The organism is Paenarthrobacter sp. Y-19 (assembly GCF_029223985.1).
Lineage (GTDB): Bacteria > Actinomycetota > Actinomycetes > Actinomycetales > Micrococcaceae > Arthrobacter > Arthrobacter nicotinovorans.
Window position 1 is genome coordinate 926,253 of sequence record NZ_CP119414.1, and the last position, 20,774, is coordinate 947,026.

Here is a 20,774-nt window from a genome sequence, read left to right on the forward strand (position 1 = left end):
ATACCATGGTCCGGGCGCCCCAGTAGCCCAATTGGCAGAGGCAGCGGACTTAAAATCCGCGTGTTGTGGGTTCGAGTCCCACCTGGGGCACACAGGGCAAGTGGGTGCCCGCTCCGCAACATTGTTGCAAATAGGCTGGTCAGAGGGCTTTCCCGTGGGTGCACGAAGGTGATGCTGGAGCGTTGGGTGGTGGTGCGGACTGGTGCGCACGATTGCGCCGTGCAACCCCGGAGTTGCGGATGCAACCCTTAACGCAACCGGTGCAGGGTCGTCGTGTGAGCCACGCTGCAATAGCGGGTCCCGTCAACCTTCACCTGCACGTCTCGCCTGACGAAAGGTTTGCCTTCACTGCAGTGATGCACACTCGCTCGCCGCAGTAGACGCGATCGCTGCCGGCCAGCACGACCGCGGTTGCTCGCGACCAGCGGGCACGGCGTCGCGTCGCGTCAATGACATGCTCGGCAAAACTATGCATGAGATCCCGCAAATCGGGCTCGGCGGACGCCATAATCGCCACATGGCTTCCAAAACCAAGCATCTATTGGCCGGTGCGATGGGGATCGCCTCGTGGAAGGCACGGGCGACCTTGCGCGAGTACGAAGATGCGTCGAACTAACAGGCGCGGTACTCAAAATGAAAAATTCCGTGGTGGCATCGGGAAAACCGGTTGCCTGGTCCTTGAACGAGGTCGGTGTCACGGACACCGTGATGACCGCTCTCTGGCGCCATGCTGGAGAAAATGCGGTATATGCCGTGACGTCCGCGGCGGAGAAGGCCGTTTTTGGTGGCGATCTTGCAATCGTCGACAGAGCGAAGACGATCCGCGTCTACCAGGCCAAGCTCGTCAAGGAAATTGATTTCGCCGCCAACAAGTACGTCCTAAAATCTGCGCTCACTCAGAAACATTTAGGCCACCTCAACACGGCCTCGTTCGTTTGGGATGGCGACACCTATGAGAAACACGGTTACCTTGCCCTGTACCAGCGAGAGCTTCAAGTTATTCGCGGCAACTGGACGCCTTGCCGGTCCGACTGGTGGGAGCAGACAGCGATGTCGGTGAATGCTCCGCGGCTCGGCGGGGTCTACTACTGGCACATGATGGAAGGAAAACAAAACAGCCCCGCGCGTTCCGCGTCTGCCCGAGGCATTATGGCCGTTCGTGCGCCGGCCCAAGGTGTCAGCAAGCTGCCAGTCAGCAGGCTGCCAATCGACAGCAGCTGGCCCTGGGAGTACAACGTGGCAAACGTCTGGTCCGGGCCGACAGGCCCGGACCCCAAGCCGGACCATGCGGACAGCTTTGAGATCCCGAAACCTTTAGACGAGTCCGGTAACCAACTCTCCAGCCAAGAGCGCGAGGCCTTCGTCTCCGCGCTCTTCGAAGACATCCATGGAGACACGCCAGGGACTCTGACAGTAGTTTTCCTGTAACCCTGCCGACCCTGGTGACCACGATCGACGAGACATTCGGGCGACGCGAGCGCCGCACCCTGGTGGGATCAGAGGGTGGACACCCAATCGCGCTTCGCGTACGTCATCCTGTCCCTCCGTGGGGAGCAACGTGCATGTAGCTGTCGGCACGTCTACGAGACGGACGGACCACCCAGCCCGAGAGGACCGCCTTCGATGGATAGCGTGCCAACAGACACGGATAGCCAAGCAAATCGCGGCCAGGCGATCCCGGTCGCACCGCTGGTCGAGCGAACTCACAGTTGGTATCCGCCTCGGCGGCCGCGCGGGCGGGTTGTCCTGCCCGCGGTCGATACCGCCCGACGGGCTGAACCCTGGCTGACTCCAAAGTGCAGTCCGATCTCTGTCAGCGTCATCCCGCTCTCGTAGAGATTCCGGGCCTCGGGCACATGCTCATCTGCCAGCCCTCTTGTCCGCTGCGGCACCGTCCGGCGAACGAGATGCGCCGTGGCAGTCCGATGGTGTACGCCGAATCTCTCGCCTAGTTCCGGCAGAGTCATGCCTTGCACATACAGAGCCACCAGTTCATCGATCTGGCCAGCACTCAGAAAGGTGTGCACCATCCCAACCGCTCGCACCAACCGGCCTCGCGTATCCGTGATTGATGGCTCCGACGGCCTCCGACTACTCTGGTAAACGCCCCGAGACAGGCGGGAGGCCACGGTCTTCAGGGCCGGGCCAGGGTTCTCGAACTGTCTACGGAGGTGCACATCGGCCTTTTGTCATGGAGTTTTATTCGCCTCCCAGCAGGACCGGCGCGCGAGGGCCGCGCTCACGTTGTGAGCGGGAAGAATACTGTGGCCCGCAATCCTCCCTCGGGTCGCGCCTTCAGGTCGAGGTCTGCGTCGAGGCGCACTGCTATGGCGGAAACAATGGACAAGCCAAGGCCGCGACCAGTCGACCCTGAGCCGGTTGATCGGGTACGACCTTCGGCACGGGTGAACGGTTCGGTCAGCTTCGCGAGTGTCTGCTCGTCGACCACCGGGCCACTGTTGAGAATCTCCAAACGGGGAAGCGCGTCGGCCGTGCTCGCCGCGACGCTCACCTGCACAAATCCACCCGGCTCATTGTGACGAATTGCGTTCTGCAGAAGGTTCGAGATGAGCTGCACGAGGAGCGCCTGGTTCGCATAGATGACAACCGGGTCCAGATACAGTTCGATTGCAACACCGCGGGACCGGGCCTCGTCTGCACAGCTGGCGAGTGCCTCGTGTGTGGCCGTTGACAGTTCGGTCGGCGTCAGCGGTGCACTCGTGGCCTCGATCTCGGCCAGATCCAAAAGTGCCTCAACGATGGTGATGCTGCGCTCGTTAGTGAGCCGGAGACGGCTCAGCAGGCTCAGTTCTGCGGGATCGGTTACCCGCGCGACGGCTGCGTCGAGCATCGCCCGGTTGGTGGCAAGGGGCGTGCGGAGCTCGTGGGAGGCATTCGCGGCGAAGCGACCGGTCATTGTCATTGAGTGTTGCAGCCGGTCAAGCATATGGTCGAAAGCCGCGGCAAGGTCCGAGATCTCATCGCGGGGCCCCAGCAAATTTACACGCTGGTCAAGTGTACCGGTGGCTGCCCGCAGGGCCGCTGCGTTGATGGCCAGGAGCGGAGAGACCATTCGCCCGGCTATCCACCAACCTGTTGCGATCCCCGCGACAATGAGGATAAGCAGGACCACGGCCGAGGTCGCAAGCAGTACGTTGAAGAGGGTTTCGGTTGAGGAAATGAGAAAGGGAGCGGCCGCACCACTGGTGACGCTGTTACCACCATCGGGTGGTACCGACGGGCCAACCTGCAGCGTTTTGCCGTCGAACACAGCGAAGTCGTAGTTCGGCACATAACGCATGAACAGGTAGATCATCGTCAGCATGAGGGTGCCGGTGGCAATGGATAGTCCGGCGTAGGTGAGTGCGAAGCGCGTTCGAATGGTCAGCCGACGGCGGCGGGACCGGGAAGCGGGTCGGACGGGCATATCAGCGGCCAGGGTCAGTGATGGAATAACCGACACCAATCACAGTGGTGATGGGATCCGGAGACCCGAGTTTCCGCCGGAGGTTGCTCACTGTGACTTTGACGGTTCCAGTGAATGGGTTGCTGTTTTCATCCCAAGCCTTCTCCAGAATCGTTTCTGCGCTGATGATTCCCCCGCCTGCGCGGAGCAAAAGTTCCAAGACAGCGAACTCTTTGCGGGTGAGATTCACAGCCCGGCCATTTCGAGTCACATCACGGCGGAACGGGTCCAGCGAGATCCCGCCGGAACGGAGGACGGGTGGGTGGGACACAAACTGCCTTCGGTGGACCGCACGGAGTCTGGCTATCAGTTCGGTGAACTCAAACGGCTTGGTGAGGTAGTCATCTGCACCGAGCCCGAGTCCGCCAACCCTGTCATCCAGATGCCCGGACGCCGTCAGCATGATGACAGCCGGTCCCTCCGGGTTCGAGGACAGCAATTGACATAGCTCGTCTCCGTGGATGCCTGGAATATCGCGGTCCAACAGAACAACGTCGTACTGTGTGTGCGTCGTCGCCTCCAGCGCAGCGTCACCATCAAAGGCGATATCCCCGGCAATAGCGTCGACTTCAAGACGGTCGCGGATGGCCTCGGCCAGGAAAGCTTCATCTTCCACGATCAGAACCCGCATGCGCGAACCCTCCTCTCTTCCCGGAAACAGTTAAGCAGAGCCGGGGTTACTTCCTGGTAAAGCCGCTGACGAGGGATGATCCAACGCCGGGTCCGGCCCCGGTCTCCCGGGGCCCTCGTTTGAGGCAACGCTGGTGACGTCTTGACGGCAAATTCGACTATGCCCGGCCCGAAAGCCGATCTCTTTACGCTAACAAAACCTGCTCCTTGATGTGCTTCATCCAGACGGTGACACAAGGTCTCCGTCAAAGCAGAAGTATCGAGGACCCGGATTGTTGAGAACCCGAACCCATTCAAAACCGTTTTTTGCATGTTCACTGCTGGGCACGGCCGCTGTGGCGCTGATATTGTCGCTTGCTGCGTGCTCCCCTGAACCGGATACGGACCCTGGCACGGCGCCGAGTGCTGGAAACGGGCAAGCACTGATGGCGGATTGGCAGACGAAGCTCAACGACTGCCTCGCAGCAGAGGGGGTGGATCCCAACCGTAAGAGACAGCCGAATGGTGGTTCCCAGGCCGCCTACACGAAGTGCTACGCCGAGGTCGGCCCGCCCCCGCAGGTCGACGGTCCGCCGCGACCGTCCAGGGAGGAAAGCCTGAAGATGGACCTTGCTTTTGCAAAGTGCATGCGCGAAGCCGGATACGACTACCCGGACCCGGACCCCGACGCGGACGACACCTCGGCCGGACAAGCCGTCAGCCCGGGGGACTTTGACCGCACAATCCTCACCGACTGCATGTCCAAGGCTTATGGCGAGAACTTCCTTAATGGTTTCGGAGGAAGCAAGTGACCTCGACAACGACTGAACCCGCAGGCCCGGCGCCGGTACATTCCCGAAGGTTGCGGCGCATCAGGGCTTTCACCGGCGCAGGGCTGGCGGTCGCTGCGACACTGGCCCTTGTTGGGGTCCTCATGGAACCGACGCCGGAGTCGAAGGCGACGACGGTCACTCTTGAGTCGGTCGCGGTGACCCGGGGAGACCTCACCGAACAGGTTCGGGCTTCCGGCACCCTGGCTTACGCCGGGATGAGGTCAATAGGCACCCCTCTTCCCGGCGTCCTAACAGCGCTACCGGACTTGGCGTCCGTAATTGGCGCAGGGCGGGAGCTGTTTCGAGTCGATGACCAGCCTGTTGTTCTCATGCACGGCGCCTTACCGGTGTGGCGCGGGTTCGCATCCGGGATGGAGGCTGGAACGGATGTACTCCAGTTGGAGCAAAATCTGGCGGCTCTGGGGTATTTTACTGGTCAGCCCGACCGCGAATTCAGCTGGCAAACAGCCGATGCGATCAAAGCCTGGCAAATGTCAATCGGCTTGGAAGTCACTGGTACCATCCCCGTAGGCCGTATTGTCTTTGCGGGCGGCGATGTGCGGGTATCGGCCATCAATGCATCGGTCGGCGACCCTTCGGGCCCTGCACTGCTCACTGTGTCCGCGCTCGGCAAAGAAGTAGTCGCAGCCCTGGACCCGTCGCTTCAGTCTGTGGCCGTGGCAGGGGCAGAGGTCACCATTGCCCTGCCGAACGGTTCCAAGTCGACAGGAACGATCTCCAAAGTCGGACTTCCGAAAGAAATGGAGGATAAGTCCCTCAAGATCCAGGCCACTGTTACCCTGAACGACCCTTCCGCGGCGAACGACTTCGACAACGTCACCGTGACCGTGGGCCTTACCCAGGTCAGGAGCCGGAACGTGCTGATTGTTCCGGTACTCGCGTTGCTCGCCCAAAGCGGCGGTGGATATGCCGTCGATGTTCTTGAGGAGCCGGGAAAGACCCGTTCCGTTCCAGTGACGTTGGGCGCCTTCGCCAGCGGCAATGTTGAAGTGACCGACGGAGAGCTCACCGAAGGCGACAACGTGGTGGTCGGACGATGACGACTGACATCGTCGCCCTTCAGGGGGTAACGCGCGTCTACGGTTCTCCGCCCACCCAGGCGCTCAAAGGGGTCGACCTGCGCATTACCCAGGGGGAGTACCTTGCAATCGTTGGCCCCAGTGGGTCAGGAAAATCCACCCTGCTCAATCTGATCGGCACGCTTGATCGCGCGTCCTCAGGCACGACGTCCATTGCGGGCAGGGACGTGGAAGGGATGACCGACGCACAGCTCTCAGCGTTGCGCGCCTACACCATCGGATTTGTGTTTCAGCAGTTCCACCTCTTTGACGGGGTGAGTGCGGTCGACAACGTCGCTATGGGCTTGCTTTACACGGGTGCTCCCGCCCGTCAACGTCGGGCCAGGGCCGCGATCGCACTCGAACGTGTGGGACTTAGCCGGCGAATGCGTCATCAGCCCAAGCAAATGTCCGGAGGAGAACGCCAGCGGGTGGCCATCGCCCGCGCCATCGTCGGGGAACCGCCGTTGCTCCTTGCGGACGAACCTACTGGCAGCCTCGACACCAAGTCCGGTCGCACCGTGATGGAAATCCTTGACGAACTCAACAATACGGGCACTACGGTGGCGATAATCACCCATGACGAATCGCTTGCCGCGAAAGTACCGCGACGGGTGGCCATTCGCGACGGCGAAATCATCCACGATACGAAGAACGGAACCGCATGAGTGCGCCGCTTACCTCCCGTCTACGACTCAGTGATGTCCTGGTATTGGGCGTTCATGGCCTTAAGGCCCACCCTATGCGCATCGTTCTCTCCTCGCTGGGCATCGCAATTGGCATCGCTGCGATGGTAGCTGTTATCGGCATCTCCTCATCAAGCCAAGCCTTGGTTCAACGCGAACTGGCTTCTTTGGGCACGAACCTTTTGACAGTGACAAGCGGCGAGGACGCCTTTGGCAAAGAGACCTCACTTCCAAGTAACTCGGTAGCGGCCGTCCGCCGTATCGAGGGCGTCGACTCTGCGAGTTCGACGTCGACGATAAAGAACGTCCCCCTTCTGCGCAATGCAGAGGTACCGAAGAGCCACTCCGGCGGATTCACGGTAGTTGCCGCGGACGTCAACCTACTCGAAGCTACGAGTGCTACCTTGCTGAGCGGTACGTGGTTGAATTCAGCGACCATCGAGCTTCCGGCCGTAGTTTTGGGGTTCGATACCGCACAACGTCTGGGCCTCAACGCGCCGGGGGCGTTGGTTGATGTTGGCGGCAACACCTTTTCCGTCGTCGGAATCCTGAATCGTTCACCGCTGGCTCCTGAACTGGACATGTCAGCGCTGATCGGCGAGCCTGTTGCCGCATCGATGTTCGGCTATGACGGCGCCCCTACCACCATCTACCAACGTTCCGCCGATTCCGAAGTCAATCGCATTCGTCAATTGGTCCCCGCCACCATCAACCCTGAAGCACCAAATGAAGTGCTGGTCAGCCGACCGTCGGATGCGCTCGCGGCGAAGAACACCGTCGATCTAGCTTTCACGGGGCTGCTCGTAGGCGTCGGTTCAATCGCACTGTTGGTCGGGGGCATCGGGGTGGCTAACACTATGGTCATCTCCGTACTGGAACGACGCCGTGAGATCGGCCTTCGACGCGCCCTTGGTGCAACCCGCCGGCACATCAAAGCACAATTCCTCGTTGAAGCCATGCTGCTCGCCGCCTACGGCGGGATTGCGGGCGTCACTCTCGGGTGGTTCATTACCGCGATCGTTTCCCGCAGCAACGGATGGCTCACCGACATACCTGGTGAAGTGCTCGTGGCTGGAGTTGGCGCCACGGTGGCCATAGGCGCCGTGGCAGGTGTTGTCCCCGCAGTTCGGGCCGCGAGAACACCGCCTACTGCCGCGTTGAACAGTTGACGGGCACCGGTACGGCCGTCGACGGCTCCCCCTGCCACAGGAAGCAGGGGGAGCACATTCCCTCTTCAGTGAAAATTCCCAGTGACCTCGTAGATTCCCCACAGGCAACGAGTGTTATAGGGATGTGACCTGAATCACTTATGTTCGCCGATCAATTGCACTAGTTTGAGTCTTAATCAGGAACACCTGAGTAATCGCATCAAAGGCAGTTCGCACCTTTCGATCGAGGAGACAACGAATGTTTGATCTTTCCCCAGCGGCGCCCCGAGCCGCCAAGCTAACAGCGCTTGGCATTGGGGTCGCCCTTTTGGCCACAGCTTGTGGCGGGTCTTCGACGCCGACACAGACTGGGTCTTCCTCCGCTTCCGCGGCGGCAGGCATCTCCTGCCCGGCACCGAGCGGCGGAGCGGGAGCCGGCAACAGCCAGGCTGCCACCAACACGGGACCTGTACCCCCCTCGACCACCACAACGTCCACACCGCTCAAGATTGGTTCGCTCCTGCCGACAACGGGGTCGCTGGCGTTCCTCGGCCCACCCGAAATCGCTGGTGTGAACCTTGGTATCAAGGAAGTCAATGATGCCGGCGGCGTCCTTGGCGCTCCGGTTTCCGTAGTTCACCGTGACTCCGGCGACACCAAGACCGACATCGCGACGCAGTCCACCACGGCACTTCTGGGCCAGGGGGTCAGTGCGGTCATCGGTGCGGCGTCTTCGGGTGTTTCCAAGACTGTCATCAACCAGATCACGGGTGCCGGCGTCATCCAGTTCTCGCCCGCGAACACCTCGCCCGACTTCACCACCTGGGATGACAAGGGTCTGTACTGGCGTACTGCACCGTCAGACGTCCTGCAGGGCAAGGTCCTCGGTAACTACATGGCTACCTGTGGCGCCCAGACCGTTGGCATGATCGTTCTCAACGACGCTTACGGCACCGGCCTGCAGAAGAACGTCAAGGAGGCCTTCGAGGCCGCCGGCGGCAAGGTTGTAGCTGAGGAACTCTTCAACGAAGGCGACTCGCAGTTCAGCAGCCAGGTTGACAAGGTCCTGGCCGCAAAGCCGGATGCCATTGCCCTGATCACCTTTGACCAGGCCAAGAGCATCGTCCCCCTGATCACCGGCAAGGGCATCAAGCCCACGCAGCTGTTCATGGTCGACGGCAACACCTCGGACTACAGCAAGGACTTCCAGGCAGGCACCTTGAAGGGTGCACAGGGAACGATTCCCGGTACGTTCGCCAAGGACGACTTCAAGAAGAAGCTCCTGGCCATCGATCCCGCGCTGAAGGACTACAGCTACGCAGGTGAATCCTACGACGCCGTGAACCTGATCGCGCTGGCTTCCGAAGCCGCAAAGAGCACCAAGGGCACGGATATCGCAGCCAAGCTGAAGGAAGTCTCTGAAGGTGGCGAGAAGTGCACCAGCTACCCCGCCTGCGTCACTCTGCTCCGCGAGGGCAAGGACATCGACTATGACGGCCAGTCGGGTCCGGTGACGTTCTCCGACGCCGGTGACCCCACCGAGGCGTACATCGGTATCTACGAGTACCAGGACGACAACACCTACAAGCCGGTTCGTGAGGAGTTCGGCAAGCTCTAAGCCGAACACCGACAGACCACGGTCTGCAACAGGTCCCCTTCCACACCAGGAAGGGGGCCTGTTCCGCGTCAACCCGGATTTGCTGCGTCAACCGGGATAGGGTTCGAAACCGTCAAGCACTCTTTCCACCATCCGAACGCCCTGTTGTTCAAAGTCCCGGTCTCCCACGTGGTGTGCCCAGACCACTGTTCCGACCGCCTGGTTGAGGTTCTCCAGCCGCCACGACTGCCATTCCTCTTCTGTGTCCACAAGCCTGCCCAAACCCTCATGGAAGGGCGCTGACAGCCCGGGTTGCTCCAGGAACTGCTGATGGCCGAGACGAACCAGGTCATGGACCCAAGGGCGCAGCTCGGCCCGCCCGAAGTCGATGACGCGGATGGTCCCGGCATCGTGGAGCCAGTTCCGGGGCTGATAGTCGCCATGGGTGGTCACCACCTCGACGGGAAGATGTTCGACGGCGGCAATCGCCGAAGCCAGGGCGCGCAGCACGGGCCGCGCCAACAGCCCGTGCGCCTTGTCCAGCATCGAGCTGGTTCTGATGCTGAGTGACCTCAGATAGCTGCCCGACGTTCCTGCCGGCTGATGCAAAAGGCGCAGGAGTTCCCCGGCCTGCCGATAGGTCTGCGCATCGTCCTCTGCCGGCGTACCTGCCACCACCGCCCCCGGAAGGTAGCGCGTGACCAGGAGACCGGCGCCAGGGGCGGCGTGGAGCATGACAGGGACGTTGCCATCAAGCCCGGGTAATCCACGGGAATAGGCTGCAATCTCGCGGCGGATATGGTGGCTGGTCTCACTCGCCTTGATGATGACCTGGTCTCCGTAGGCGGTTTCCAACTGCAGCACGGTGGTGTCCTGGAGTGGCCAGGAATGATCCCGCACCACCCGGTAGTGGCCCAGCCAGGACTCCAGCAAGGCGCGCTGTTCTTCAGTGAGGCCTTCAGTCATCCGTCCAGCATGCCAGCAACAACAAAGCGGGGTCACTTCCGGCCCGTTGGGAGACCCAACATGGGCAGGAAGTGACCCCGCTTTGCTTTTCGCTAGACCTCGTCAGCCAAGGTTCCCAAGTAGAGCTGGATGACTTTGGGGTCCTTCATGAGCTCCCGGCCGGTGCCTGTGTAGGCGTCCTTGCCCTGGTCCAGGACGTAGCCGCGGTCGCAGATCTGGAGACAGCGGCGGGCGTTCTGCTCCACCATGATCACGGACACTCCGGCCCGGTTGATTTCGTGGACCCGAAGGAAGGTCTCGTCCTGTTTGACGGGGGAGAGGCCAGCGGATGGCTCGTCCAGGAGCAGCACTGCGGGATCTATCATCAGTGCCCGGCCCATGGCCACCATCTGGCGTTCACCTCCGGAAAGTGACCCTGCACGCTGGGCGCGCCGCTTGGCCAACTCCGGGAAGAGGCTGGTGACGAAGTCAAAGCGTTCGGCGAACACCTTGGGCCGCTGGAACATACCCATCTGGAGGTTTTCCTCGATGGTCAGCGTGGCAAAAACGTTGTTGGTCTGCGGTACGAAACCAACGCCCTGGGTGACCAGCTTGTTGGCCTTCAACCCGGTGAGGTCCTGTCCTCGCACCACAACGGTGCCCGAGTGGACCTTGACCAAACCGAACATGGCTTTCAGCAGCGTGGACTTGCCGGCGCCGTTGGGGCCAATGATGCCGATGAGTTCACCTTTGCGGGCTTCGATGCTGCAGCCGTTCAGGATGTTGACGCCCGGGATGTAACCTGCAACGAGGTTGGTGACCTTCACCACTGAATCGCCTGTGGGGGCCGGAGCCGGAGCCGGCATGGCGCTGGTGCTGCTCATTTCCCCTCCTCATTCCTGGGTTCAACATGATTGGGTTCAACGTGTTTCGGTTCAGCGTGGCTGGGTTCAGCGTGTTTCGGTTCAACGATCCTGGGTTCGACGATGTCCGACAGAATGCCGGCGTCTTCCGTGCCGACCACCGACTCGTCGTCGGCCTCCAGCTCGGCCTCGAGTTCCTTGATGCCTTCAGCGTCGCCAAGATCGACGTCGTGGTGGGCACCAAGGTAGGCATCGATGACGGCAGGGTTCTTCATCACTTCGCCAGGAGGTCCCTCGGCCACTACCTTGCCTTCGGCCATGACCACCACCCAGTCAGCGATGTGGCGGACCATGTTCATGTCGTGCTCGACGAAGAGAACGGTCATGCCCTCGGCCTTAAGGTTCTTGATGTGGTCCAGCAGCGACTGCGTCAGTGCCGGGTTCACGCCTGCCATCGGCTCATCGAGCATGACCAGTTTGGGCTTGACCATCAAGGAGCGGGCCATCTCCAGGAGCTTGCGCTGGCCGCCGGAAAGCGACGCAGCATAATCGTCCTTCTTGGCATCCAGCTTGAACTTCTCCAGCAGGATGTTGGCCTGGGCGGTGATCTCCTTTTCACGGCCGCCCCACATGCCCTTGAACAGAGCCCTGGAGAGCCGCTCGCCCGGTTGGTCTGCTGCCCCCAGGCGCATGTTTTCCATAACCGTCAGCTTGCCCATGACCTTGGTGAGCTGGAAGGTCCGGACCATGCCCATGCGGGCCACTTTGTAGGAGGAAACTCCGGCAAGGCTGTTGCCTTCGAACTGCCACTTCCCGGAGTTGGGAGTGTCAAAGCCCGTCAGCAGGTTGAACAGGGTGGTTTTGCCCGCACCGTTGGGTCCGATCAATGCGGTGATCTTGTGGCGGGGAATTTCGAGGTACTCGACATCCACAGCATTGATGCCGCCAAAGGAGCGGGTCACGTCCTCTGCCACCACGATCGGATCGCGTTTCTTGCAACCGGGTGTGTTTTCCCCAACTGCGATCGGGCGCGAATCTGTCATGTAATCAATATTTTCGCTGTTGCCGATATTGCTGTCGTTGGTCTCACTCATGCGAAAGCAAGCTCCTTCTTATTGCCGAACACGCCTTGTGGGCGGAAGATCATCAGGAGCATCAGCGCCACGCCCACAAGGATGTAGCGCAGCTGGCCCGCCTGGACCGTTGTCAGCCAGGTGACCGCCCCTGATTCGATGAGGCCATAGAGCAGGCTCTGGGTCAGGGAGAGGACAACCCAGAAGATCATTGCTCCGATAACGGGCCCCAGTACGGTGGCCATGCCGCCGAGCAGGAGGCATGTCCAGAGGAAGAACGTCAGTTCTGTTCCGTAGTTGGACGGCTGGACAGCACCGCGGGGGAGCGTGAAGATCATGCCGGCCAGGGCGCCAAGGACACCACCGATGACGAGTGCCTGCATCTTGTAGGCGTAAACGTTCTTGCCCAGGGACCGGACAGCGTTCTCATCCTCACGAATGCCCTTCAGGACGCGGCCCCACGGGCTGCGCATCAGCAGCCACACCAGGACGCAGCAGACGATAACCAGGCCCCAGCCCACGACGCGGATGAAGAAATCGCGGTTGTTCATTCCCATGTAGGACCCTTCGGGGAAGGGATTCATGGCGTAGAACGTGTTCTCGAAGGCAGCCAGGCCGTTGGCGGAACCGGTGACTTTGGTGAGCTGGTTGGTGGTGACCACGTAGCGGACAATTTCCGCGGCTGCGATGGTGACGATTGCCAGATAGTCGGCTCGAAGCCGCAGCGTTGGGATACCCAGAATGAAGGCGAAGATGACCGAACAGATGACCGAAACGAGCAGGGCTAAAAAGAACGGGGCATCGAAGGTGAGAGTGGAGATGGCGAAACCGTAGGCGCCGACAGCCATGAAGCCTGCCTGGCCGAAGTTCAGGAGGCCCGAGTAGCCGAAGTGCACGGCAAGGCCCAAAGCGGCAAGCGCGTAGGCCGCCGTCGTCGGGCTGAACAATTCACCAAGGGCGCTGGAGAAAATAAATCCGAAATCCATGGCCCGCTCCTAACCCACACGCTCACGCCGGCCGAGGATACCCTGCGGTCGGAACAGAAGAACAACGATCATGATGAAAAGGGCACCGACGTATTTGAGGTCGGCGGGAAGGCCGAAGACTGTTGTCAGTTCCACGAAGATGCCTACGACGATCGAACCGATCAGCGCACCGAATACTGTGCCCAATCCACCGAGCGTCACACCCGCAAAGATGAGCAGCAGGATCTGCGAACCCATATCGAAGGTGACACCAGGGCGGTAGTAGGCCCAGAGGATGCCGCCCAGGGAGGCCAGGACGCCGCCGACGATCCACACGATCCGGATGACGGAGTCGACGTCGATGCCGGAGGCTGCTGCCAGCGCCGGGTTGTCGGCGACCGCGCGGGTTGCCTTGCCCAGCCGGGTCTTCAACAGGATGAACCCGATCAAGGCGATCACCACGGCACTGATGAGCAACGACCACAGGTTGTTGGGGGAGATGGACACGGGGCCGATCTGGATCTCAGCGCTCTGTGCTCCCGGCAGCTGCTGTGTAGCACCGCCAAAGAAGAACTGGATGACGTACCGGATGGCAAGGGCGAGGCCGATGCTGACGATCATCATGGGGACCAGTCCGGAACCGCGCCGCCTCAGGGGACGCCAAAGTCCTGCGTCCTGGACGTAGCCGAAGAGCCCACCGCCTACGAGGGCCAGCAGGATCGCCAGCCAGAAGGGGAGGCCGAAGCCGTTGAACATGAAGACGAGGACTGCGCCGAGGGTCACCATCTCGCCGTGGGCGAAGTTGGTGAGGCCGGTGGTTCCGAAGATCAGCGAAAGTCCCACTGCAGCCAATGCGAGGAGGAGGCCGAAGCTCAAACCCGCCACCAGGCGGTTCAAGAGGTTCTGGCCGAAGTCCTGTTGCTGGACCACGATGCCTTTGCCGAAGGCGAAGATCACCGACAAGTTGGACGTCTGGCTGAAGGTGACATCCCTGGGGTTGTCCTGGCCATCCGCGAGCTTGATGCCATCGGGCAAGGTCGAGGTATCGAGCTCAACGGTATAGGTGCCTTGGACTGGTACGCCGATGCTCCACGCACCGTTGGCTCCGGAGGTGGCTTCACCTTCGAATCCGTTGCCCGAGGCTTTGATCTTGACGCCGGGTATGGGGGCCCGGGCGTCATCGCGGAGGAACCCGCTGATGTTGTTTTGGAAATTGGTGGGTGATGGCGAAGGCGAGGGGGTGGTTGCCTGTGCCGAAGGGGCGGCGATCAACAGAGTTGCGATCAGGGCTGCGAACAGTGCCCCCACGACTCTCTGCAGTCCCTTGGACCGTCTCTTGGACGGGTCGCGCAGTGTGCTTCTCAAAATGGAAACCTCCACAGTGGGGGTGGTCCCGACTGCGCCATTGCAGCCGGTGCGAACGGGTCATGGGGCTTGTGAACAGTTCTTGCCTAGCTGCCTCGATTGTGATCTAAGTCACCCATGTGTGGCCTATGTTACCGCTCGACGGACCGAATGAATGCCCAGTTCGGGGGTGCGAAGATCGCGATCAGATAACAACTGTGAAGCTATAGGCAACTATTAATGCAGGATTCCTAAACAAAAAATTTGTTGTGTGGCAGTGTCACTTAAGTTTCGCGGGCCGAAACGCGTCCCGGATTCGTCCCCTGCCTTGTCACGGTTGCGTTTCGTCTCGGTGAACAGGGGAACTTTCCCTGCCGCGCACGCGTGGTAATTGGTACCGTGAACTATCACTTAGCCCTTTTTCAGGAGGACACCCGTAATGGCACTTGGCGGAAACCCAGTCTTCAACGGAAAGAATTTCCGTGGAGCAAAGCAGGCCCCGCCTGTACCGCAAAATCCGTACGGCCAGCAATTTAACCAGGCTGGCCGGGCGCCCGGACAGGTCATGGACGGCCAGGCCGCATGGTCAGCCCAGCAGCAGGGCATGACCAACGAACAACTGCAGCAGATGTACAACCAGCCGGCAGCAGGCCCCGCTGACACCGGCCGCATGACTTATGACGATGTCATCATGAAGACCGTTGCCTGCTTGGTGGTCCTCGTGATCGGCGCAGCCGTGACGCTGTTTGTGGCACCTGGCCTGTCCAGCCTGCTGATGATCGTTGGCGCCTTGGGCGGATTCGTCCTGGCCCTGGTCAACACCTTCAAGAAGCAGCCGTCACCGGCCCTGATCCTGGCCTATGCCGGACTCGAGGGCCTGTTCCTCGGTGGCCTGACCCGGATCCTCGATGGCATGTACCCGGGCGTCGGCCTGCAGGCCGTCATCGGTACCCTTGCAGTCTTCGGTGTGACACTCGTGCTGTTCAAGAGCGGCAAGGTTCGCGCTACGCCGAAGATGGTGCGCTTCTTCATGATCGCGACCATCGGCTATGCGGTCTTCGCGCTGATCAACCTGGTCATGATGTGGACGGGTGCCGTGCAGGAGCCCTTCGGCCTTCGCACCAGCATCACCATTGCCGGCATCCCGCTGGGTGTCTTCATCGGTATCCTGGCCATCGGCCTGGCAGCGTTCTCGCTCATCATGGACTTCACCAGCATCGAAGAAGGCGTCCGCGCCGGTGCCCCGGAGCGTTACTCCTGGGTTGCAGCATTCGGCCTGACAGTCACGCTGGTCTGGCTCTACGTCGAGATCATTCGACTGCTCGCCATCCTGCGAGGCGACGACTAGCTACACAGCAAAAAGCCCCGAAGATTCGTCTTCGGGGCTTTTTCGTGTCTTCGAGGGGTGAGGTTTCGGGGGAAAGGGTGTGTCAAAGGGGTGGGATCCAACCCCTCGCGTCAGCTCAGGCGTTCGAAGACCACGGCCATGCCCTGGCCGCCACCCACGCAGAGTGTTGCCAGCCCCAGTGTCCCGTCCCGTTCCTTCAAACCGTTCAGCAGAGTGCTGGTCATGCGTGCGCCAGTCATGCCGAACGGATGTCCCAGGGCGATGGCGCCGCCGTGAACGTTGAGTTTGGCAGGATCGATGTCCAACTCCCTGGCACTTGCCACCACCTGCACGGCGAAGGCCTCGTTAAGCTCCACCAGATCGATGTCGTCCATCGTCAGGCCAGCGAGGGAAAGTGCCCGCCGGGTGGACTCCACCGGCCCCATGCCCATTAGTTCGGGTGAGAGTGCGCTGACGCCTGTTGATACCACCCGCGCCAAGGGTTCCAGGCTGAGTTCGCGTGCCCGGGTATCACTCATGACCACCACGGCCGCCGCGCCGTCGTTGAGGGGACAGGCATTACCTGCCGTCACAGTGCCCCCTGGGCGGAACACGGGCTGCAGTGCCGACACCGCCTCCAGTGTCACCCCCGGCCGGGGAGAGTCGTCACGGTCAACCACCACTCCGTCCTTGCGCGTGAAGGGTGTGATGTCCCGGGCGTAGAACCCGGAGGCAATTGCAGCCTCGGCACGATTCTGGCTCAGGACGCCCCATTCGTCCTGCTCGGCGCGGCTGATGCCGTAGCTCGTGGCGACGTTCTCCGCGGTCTGGCCCATGGAGATGTAGATGTCCGGCAAGCGGCCGCCAAAACGGGGGTCCGTCCACGGGATGTTGGAAGCGGCGCGGGCTGCGGTGCGCTGGGCGGCTGCTTCGAAGCGGGGATTGTGGTCGGCGGTGTCGGTTTCGCCGGCGCCCACCCAGTTCCGGTAGCGCGAGACGCTCTCCACCCCGGCGGAAACCACCGCGTGGGCCTCCCCGGATTTGATGGCATGGAAGGCCATCCTCAGGGTTTGGAGGCTCGATGCGCAGAAGCGGTTGATGGTGGCTGCCGGAACCTGGTCCAATCCGGCCAGCACCGCCACGACGCGGGCCATGTTCGAGCCTGCTTCGCCGCTGGGTTCCGCGCAGCCCAGGAGGATGTCGTCCAGGCCGCGTCCGTCCTCCGAGCCCGGGTCGAAGCCAGGAACCTTGGCCAGTGCCGCCTGCACCATGGCAGTGGCGAGGTCGTCGGGTCGTTCATCCTTCAAGGACCCTTTGAAGGCGCGCCCGATCGGGCTTCTGGCAGTGGAAACAATGACAGCCTCAGTCATGGCCCCAGCTTACGCCCGGCATCGCTGTGCTTACCGGGCGCAGGCCGGGCGCGTCAGGCCAGGCGGAAGGCGCCTGCAGCGGGGGTGACAGTGAAGATGTCCGGTGCGGTGAAGCCCGCCTCCGCAAAGGAACGCACGACGGCGTCCCTCACCTGCTGTTCCTGGCCCACCGGCGTCAGGGCGATGGCAGAACCACCGAAACCGCCGCCGGTCATTCGCGCACCGATTGCGCCGCTGGCACGGGAGGTATCCACGGCCAGATCGAGCTCCGGGCAGGAGATCTCGAAGTCGTCGCGCATGGACACGTGGCTGGCGTCCAGCAGGGCTCCAATGCTCGCAGGTCCCCGGCTGCCAAGTATCTCGACGGTTTGGAGAACGCGGTCGTTTTCGGTGACCACGTGACGCACCCGCCGAAGCGTGGTCTCATCCAACAGCCCGGAAGCTTCCTCCAAATCCTCGACGCCGACGTCGCGCAGTGCTTTAACGCCGAGGATTTCGGCTCCCAGCTCGCAGGACGCGCGGCGCGAGGCGTATCCGCCGTCGGCGTGTGAGTGTGAGACCTTGGTGTCGATAACCAGCAGGACCAGGCCCGAGGCCTCGGCGTCGAACGGGACCAACTCAACGTGTTGGTCGCGGCAATCGAGGAAGACAGCGTGTCCCTTGGCGCCACGCAGGGATGCCGACTGGTCCATGATTCCCGTGGGAGCCCCGACAAAGATGTTTTCGGCGCGCTGGGTGGCCAGAACAAGCTCCTCCGCCGCAAAGCCGGCACCCGTGAGTTCGTTGAGTGCGGAGATGACGGCGCACTCGATGGCGTGGGAGGAAGACAGCCCGGCGCCCGAGGGGACATCGGAATCGAGCAGCAGGTCAAAGCCGGGTACGGTGATGCCGCGCTCCTGCAGAGCCCAGGCGACTCCCAGGGGATAACGGGACCAGCCTTCGCCCGAGCCGGGTTCCAGCTCCACGAGACTGGCTTCCACCATCCCGTGGCCGCCGAATGTGGACAGCATGCGCACCGTCGAATCGTCGCGGACGCGCAGGGCCACCTTCGCCGTCCTGTCGATGGCGAAGGGAAGCACAAAGCCTTCGTTGTAATCGGTATGTTCGCCGATCAGGTTGACGCGTCCCGGTGCCTGCCACACGCCGTCGGGAGCTGCTCCGAACGTTTCCTGGAAACGGGCGGTGAGGACGCTGGCGTCCGTGGTGGTGGTCATGCTCGGATGCCTTCCATGGTTTTGTCGGTGGCCGGTGCAGCGGCGACGTTGCGGAGCCGCTCGGCCACGGCTTCGGGGGTGGTGTCGTTGATGAACGCTCCCATGGCCGCTTCCGATCCGGCCAGGTACTTGAGCTTATCGGCCGCGCGCCGGGGGGAGGTGAGCTGCAGGTGCAGTTGCCCCGCCGGACGAAGCGAGGGATCCAGCGGGGCCTGGTGCCACGCGGAGATGTACGGCATGGGAGTGGGGTACAGGGCGTCGAGGCGCTTGAGCAGGTCCAGGTAGACGTGCGAGAGCTCGTCCCGCTCGGCCCCTGTGAGCGCCGCAAGGTCAGGCACGCTGCGGTGGGGCACCAGGTGGATTTCCAAGGGCCAGCGCGCAGCGAAGGGAACATAGGCGCTGAAGTGCTCGGCCTCCAGGACCATGCGGCTGCCGTCTTCACGTTCCGCCTTCAGGAGCGAGGCCCCGAGCGTTTCCTTCGCGTCGACGTCGTCGTAATACTTGCGGGCTACGGCGCCGAGTTGGGCGGCCCGCGGCGTCACGTACGGGTAGGCGTAGATCTGGCCGTGCGGGTGGTGCAGGGTGACGCCGATGTCGGCGCCGCGGTTCTCGAAGGGGAAGACCTGCTTGATGCCGGGCAGGGCGCTCAGCGCCTCGGTCCGCTGTGCCCACGCTTCGATCACTGTCCGGGCGCGGGTCTCGCCCAACCCTGCGAAGGAGCCAGTATGCTGCGGCGTGAAAGCCACGACCTCACAGCGGCCAAAAGCGGGACCTGTGATGCCGCGGGCGTTCTGTCCCGCTGCAGGCAGCGGAGGGATGTCGCCCAGGGCCGGTCCCAGGGACGGGAAGCGGTTTTCAAACACCACGACGTCGTAGTCCGGCGCCGGAATCTCCGAGGGGTTTGCGGCAGTGGTGGGGCAGATGGGGCACTGATCGGCCGGAGGGAGATGCGTCCGTGTTTGCCGGTGGGCTGCCACAGCCACCCAGTCTCCTGACAATGCGTCGTACCTGACTTCGCCGGGCTCGCCCCGTGCGGGGAGCCGGCGATGGTCAACCAGCGATTCCGGTGACCGTTCCGGCGTTCCGGGGTCGTCAAAGTAGATCAGCTCCCGGCTGTCCGCCAGGCGGGTTGTGGTGATGCGGCTCATGACTTCATTGTTCCACAAATGACCAAAAGCGCATAGTTTCTAACAAAAGCAAACATTGCCGGGTCCGGTCCGACCTCCCAAATGCAGTACGGTAATGCCATGCCTGCCTCTTCGATGCCAGCCGACAGCGCCCACCACCCCGAATCCCGCCGTTTCGCCACGGGTCGGCAGTTCGAGCTGCGACGGGACAACGCCGTTGCTGTCGTCACGGAACTGGCTGCGGGACTGCGGCTGTACTCCCGCGGCGGCGTCCAGCTGACCGAGAGCTACGGCGACGCTGAAATCTCTCCAGGGGCCACCGGCATCACCCTTGCGCCGTGGGCCAACCGGGTGGAAGACGGAATCTGGTACCTCGACGGCAAGAAGCAGCAGCTCGACATCACGGAAGTTTCACGCAACAACGCCAGCCACGGACTATTGCGCAACACCGGCTATGCGCTGGTGGATGAGTCCGAATTCTCCGTCACCCTGGAAGCCACTGTTTTTCCCCAGCACGGCTACCCGTTTCTGGTGCTTCACCGGGTGCGCTACGAACTCGACGACGCCCTGGACCTCCGTGTTTCCCAGACCTTGATCAACCAAGCGCAGAGCCCGGCTCCTTTTGTCCTTGGCGCCCACCCTTACTTGCGCTTGGGCGACACTGCCCCCGAAGACCTCATCCTTACCGTCAACGCCCGGACCCGGCTTGTGGCGGATGAGCGCCTGATCCCGCGCAGCACGGCCCCGGCGGACGGGCCGTACGACTTTTCATCAGGCATCCCGGTTGGCACGTCATTGGTGGACGTCGCGTTAACGGACCTGGAGTTCGACGGCGGCGCGGCCCGCCACACGCTCACCGCACCTGATGGCCGCAGTGTAAGCCTGGAGCAGGACACGAACTGCCAGTATGTCCATGTCTTCATCACTGACACCTTTCCTGGACGTTCCAGGGCAGTGGCCATCGAACCGATGACTGGCCCGGCGAACGCCTTCAACAGTGGTGACGGCCTCCGCTGGTTGGCGCCGGGGGAGGCGTTCACCATGAACTGGGGCATTACTGCATCCCTTTAGTCCGCGGCGCTGCCTGCGGGTCGGTTTCCCATACGGAGCGGGCTACGGAATTATGGG

The 20,774-nt window shown here is 62.0% G+C and carries 18 protein-coding genes and 1 tRNA gene; 9 read left to right on the top strand and 10 right to left on the bottom strand.

The genetic code is table 11. The annotated features are described in order from the left end of the window. The first annotated feature begins 16 nt into the window (after positions 1-16). Together PYR64_RS04395 and PYR64_RS04400 are read left to right on the top strand one after the other, a co-directional pair. Positions 17-90: transfer RNA gene (locus PYR64_RS04395), tRNA-Leu, on the top strand. Between the two features lie 543 nt (positions 91-633). Beyond that, a complete protein-coding gene (locus tag PYR64_RS04400; protein ID WP_275778592.1) occupies positions 634-1,428 on the top strand; it encodes a hypothetical protein in 795 nt (264 codons plus the stop codon). An 811-nt stretch (positions 1,429-2,239) separates the two neighbouring features. Here the strand turns inward: PYR64_RS04400 and PYR64_RS04405 are convergent. Both PYR64_RS04405 and PYR64_RS04410 read right to left on the bottom strand, forming a co-directional pair. Next, a complete protein-coding gene (locus tag PYR64_RS04405) occupies positions 2,240-3,427 on the bottom strand; it encodes a HAMP domain-containing sensor histidine kinase (RefSeq protein ID WP_275778594.1) in 1,188 nt (395 codons plus the stop codon). Between the two features lies 1 nt (position 3,428). Continuing rightward, positions 3,429-4,097 carry a response regulator transcription factor gene (locus tag PYR64_RS04410; RefSeq protein WP_110504372.1) on the bottom strand — a complete coding sequence of 223 codons (669 nt, stop codon included), beginning with the start codon at positions 4,095-4,097 and terminating at the stop codon, positions 3,429-3,431. Positions 4,098-4,521: 424 nt separating this feature from the next. On the opposite strand from PYR64_RS04410, the gene PYR64_RS04415 reads away from it, so the two are divergent. From PYR64_RS04415 to PYR64_RS04435, 5 genes are all read left to right on the top strand, one after another. Next, the gene (locus tag PYR64_RS04415; protein ID WP_110504374.1) at positions 4,522-4,887 is read left to right on the top strand and encodes a hypothetical protein; all 366 of its coding nucleotides are present in this window, start codon (positions 4,522-4,524) and stop codon (positions 4,885-4,887) included. Further along, a complete protein-coding gene (locus PYR64_RS04420) occupies positions 4,884-5,969 on the top strand; it encodes a peptidoglycan-binding protein (RefSeq protein WP_146230285.1) in 1,086 nt (361 codons plus the stop codon). Before PYR64_RS04415 ends, PYR64_RS04420 begins: the two co-directional genes overlap by 4 nt. After that, positions 5,966-6,655 (top strand): ABC transporter ATP-binding protein, encoded by a 690-nt coding sequence (locus tag PYR64_RS04425; protein ID WP_189075902.1) that lies wholly within the window; start codon positions 5,966-5,968, stop codon positions 6,653-6,655. Before PYR64_RS04420 ends, PYR64_RS04425 begins: the two co-directional genes overlap by 4 nt. A 74-nt stretch (positions 6,656-6,729) precedes the next feature. Next, on the top strand, positions 6,730-7,842 hold the full coding sequence (locus PYR64_RS04430; RefSeq protein ID WP_227453702.1) for an ABC transporter permease: 1,113 nt from the start codon (positions 6,730-6,732) through the stop codon (positions 7,840-7,842). 238 nt (positions 7,843-8,080) lie between these two features. Beyond that, complete coding sequence (locus tag PYR64_RS04435) at positions 8,081-9,439, top strand: ABC transporter substrate-binding protein (RefSeq protein WP_018777277.1); 1,359 nt, start codon at positions 8,081-8,083, stop codon at positions 9,437-9,439. Between the two features lie 87 nt (positions 9,440-9,526). On the opposite strand, the gene PYR64_RS04440 is transcribed toward PYR64_RS04435, so the two are convergent. The 5 genes from PYR64_RS04440 to PYR64_RS04460 form a co-directional block, all read right to left on the bottom strand. After that, positions 9,527-10,384, bottom strand: coding sequence for a phosphotransferase (locus tag PYR64_RS04440; RefSeq protein ID WP_064721921.1), 858 nt, complete (start codon positions 10,382-10,384; stop codon positions 9,527-9,529). Between the two features lie 92 nt (positions 10,385-10,476). Next, a complete protein-coding gene (locus PYR64_RS04445) occupies positions 10,477-11,247 on the bottom strand; it encodes an ABC transporter ATP-binding protein (RefSeq protein WP_275778601.1) in 771 nt (256 codons plus the stop codon). Then, positions 11,244-12,320: an ABC transporter ATP-binding protein gene (locus tag PYR64_RS04450; protein WP_275778603.1), complete on the bottom strand. Its 1,077-nt coding sequence runs from the start codon at positions 12,318-12,320 to the stop codon at positions 11,244-11,246. The genes PYR64_RS04445 and PYR64_RS04450 overlap by 4 nt, the downstream gene beginning before the upstream one ends. After that, positions 12,317-13,285 carry a branched-chain amino acid ABC transporter permease gene (locus PYR64_RS04455; RefSeq protein WP_275778605.1) on the bottom strand — a complete coding sequence of 323 codons (969 nt, stop codon included), beginning with the start codon at positions 13,283-13,285 and terminating at the stop codon, positions 12,317-12,319. Before PYR64_RS04455 ends, PYR64_RS04450 begins: the two co-directional genes overlap by 4 nt. A 9-nt stretch (positions 13,286-13,294) precedes the next feature. Beyond that, positions 13,295-14,629, bottom strand: a complete 1,335-nt coding sequence (locus PYR64_RS04460) for a branched-chain amino acid ABC transporter permease (protein WP_227453511.1) — start codon at positions 14,627-14,629, stop codon at positions 13,295-13,297. Between the two features lie 418 nt (positions 14,630-15,047). Here PYR64_RS04460 and PYR64_RS04465 point away from each other — a divergent pair, with 418 nt between their 5' ends. Beyond that, positions 15,048-15,956 (top strand): Bax inhibitor-1/YccA family protein, encoded by a 909-nt coding sequence (locus tag PYR64_RS04465; protein ID WP_018777283.1) that lies wholly within the window; start codon positions 15,048-15,050, stop codon positions 15,954-15,956. Positions 15,957-16,066: 110 nt separating this feature from the next. Here PYR64_RS04465 and PYR64_RS04470 read toward each other — a convergent pair whose 3' ends face one another. Genes PYR64_RS04470 through galT form a run of 3 tightly spaced genes read right to left on the bottom strand, consistent with a single transcriptional unit; the run spans position 16,067 to position 19,667 of the window. After that, the gene (locus tag PYR64_RS04470; RefSeq protein WP_275778608.1) at positions 16,067-17,305 is read right to left on the bottom strand and encodes an acetyl-CoA C-acetyltransferase; all 1,239 of its coding nucleotides are present in this window, start codon (positions 17,303-17,305) and stop codon (positions 16,067-16,069) included. 53 nt (positions 17,306-17,358) lie between these two features. Continuing rightward, complete coding sequence (gene galK, locus PYR64_RS04475) at positions 17,359-18,519, bottom strand: galactokinase (protein ID WP_275778610.1); 1,161 nt, start codon at positions 18,517-18,519, stop codon at positions 17,359-17,361. Continuing rightward, on the bottom strand, positions 18,516-19,667 hold the full coding sequence (gene galT / locus PYR64_RS04480; protein ID WP_275778612.1) for a galactose-1-phosphate uridylyltransferase: 1,152 nt from the start codon (positions 19,665-19,667) through the stop codon (positions 18,516-18,518). The genes galK and galT overlap by 4 nt, the downstream gene beginning before the upstream one ends. 99 nt (positions 19,668-19,766) lie before the next feature. Here galT and PYR64_RS04485 point away from each other — a divergent pair, with 99 nt between their 5' ends. After that, entirely contained in the window at positions 19,767-20,717 is a 951-nt protein-coding gene (locus tag PYR64_RS04485; RefSeq protein WP_275778614.1) for an aldose 1-epimerase family protein, read from the top strand. Positions 20,718-20,774 lie beyond the last annotated feature (57 nt).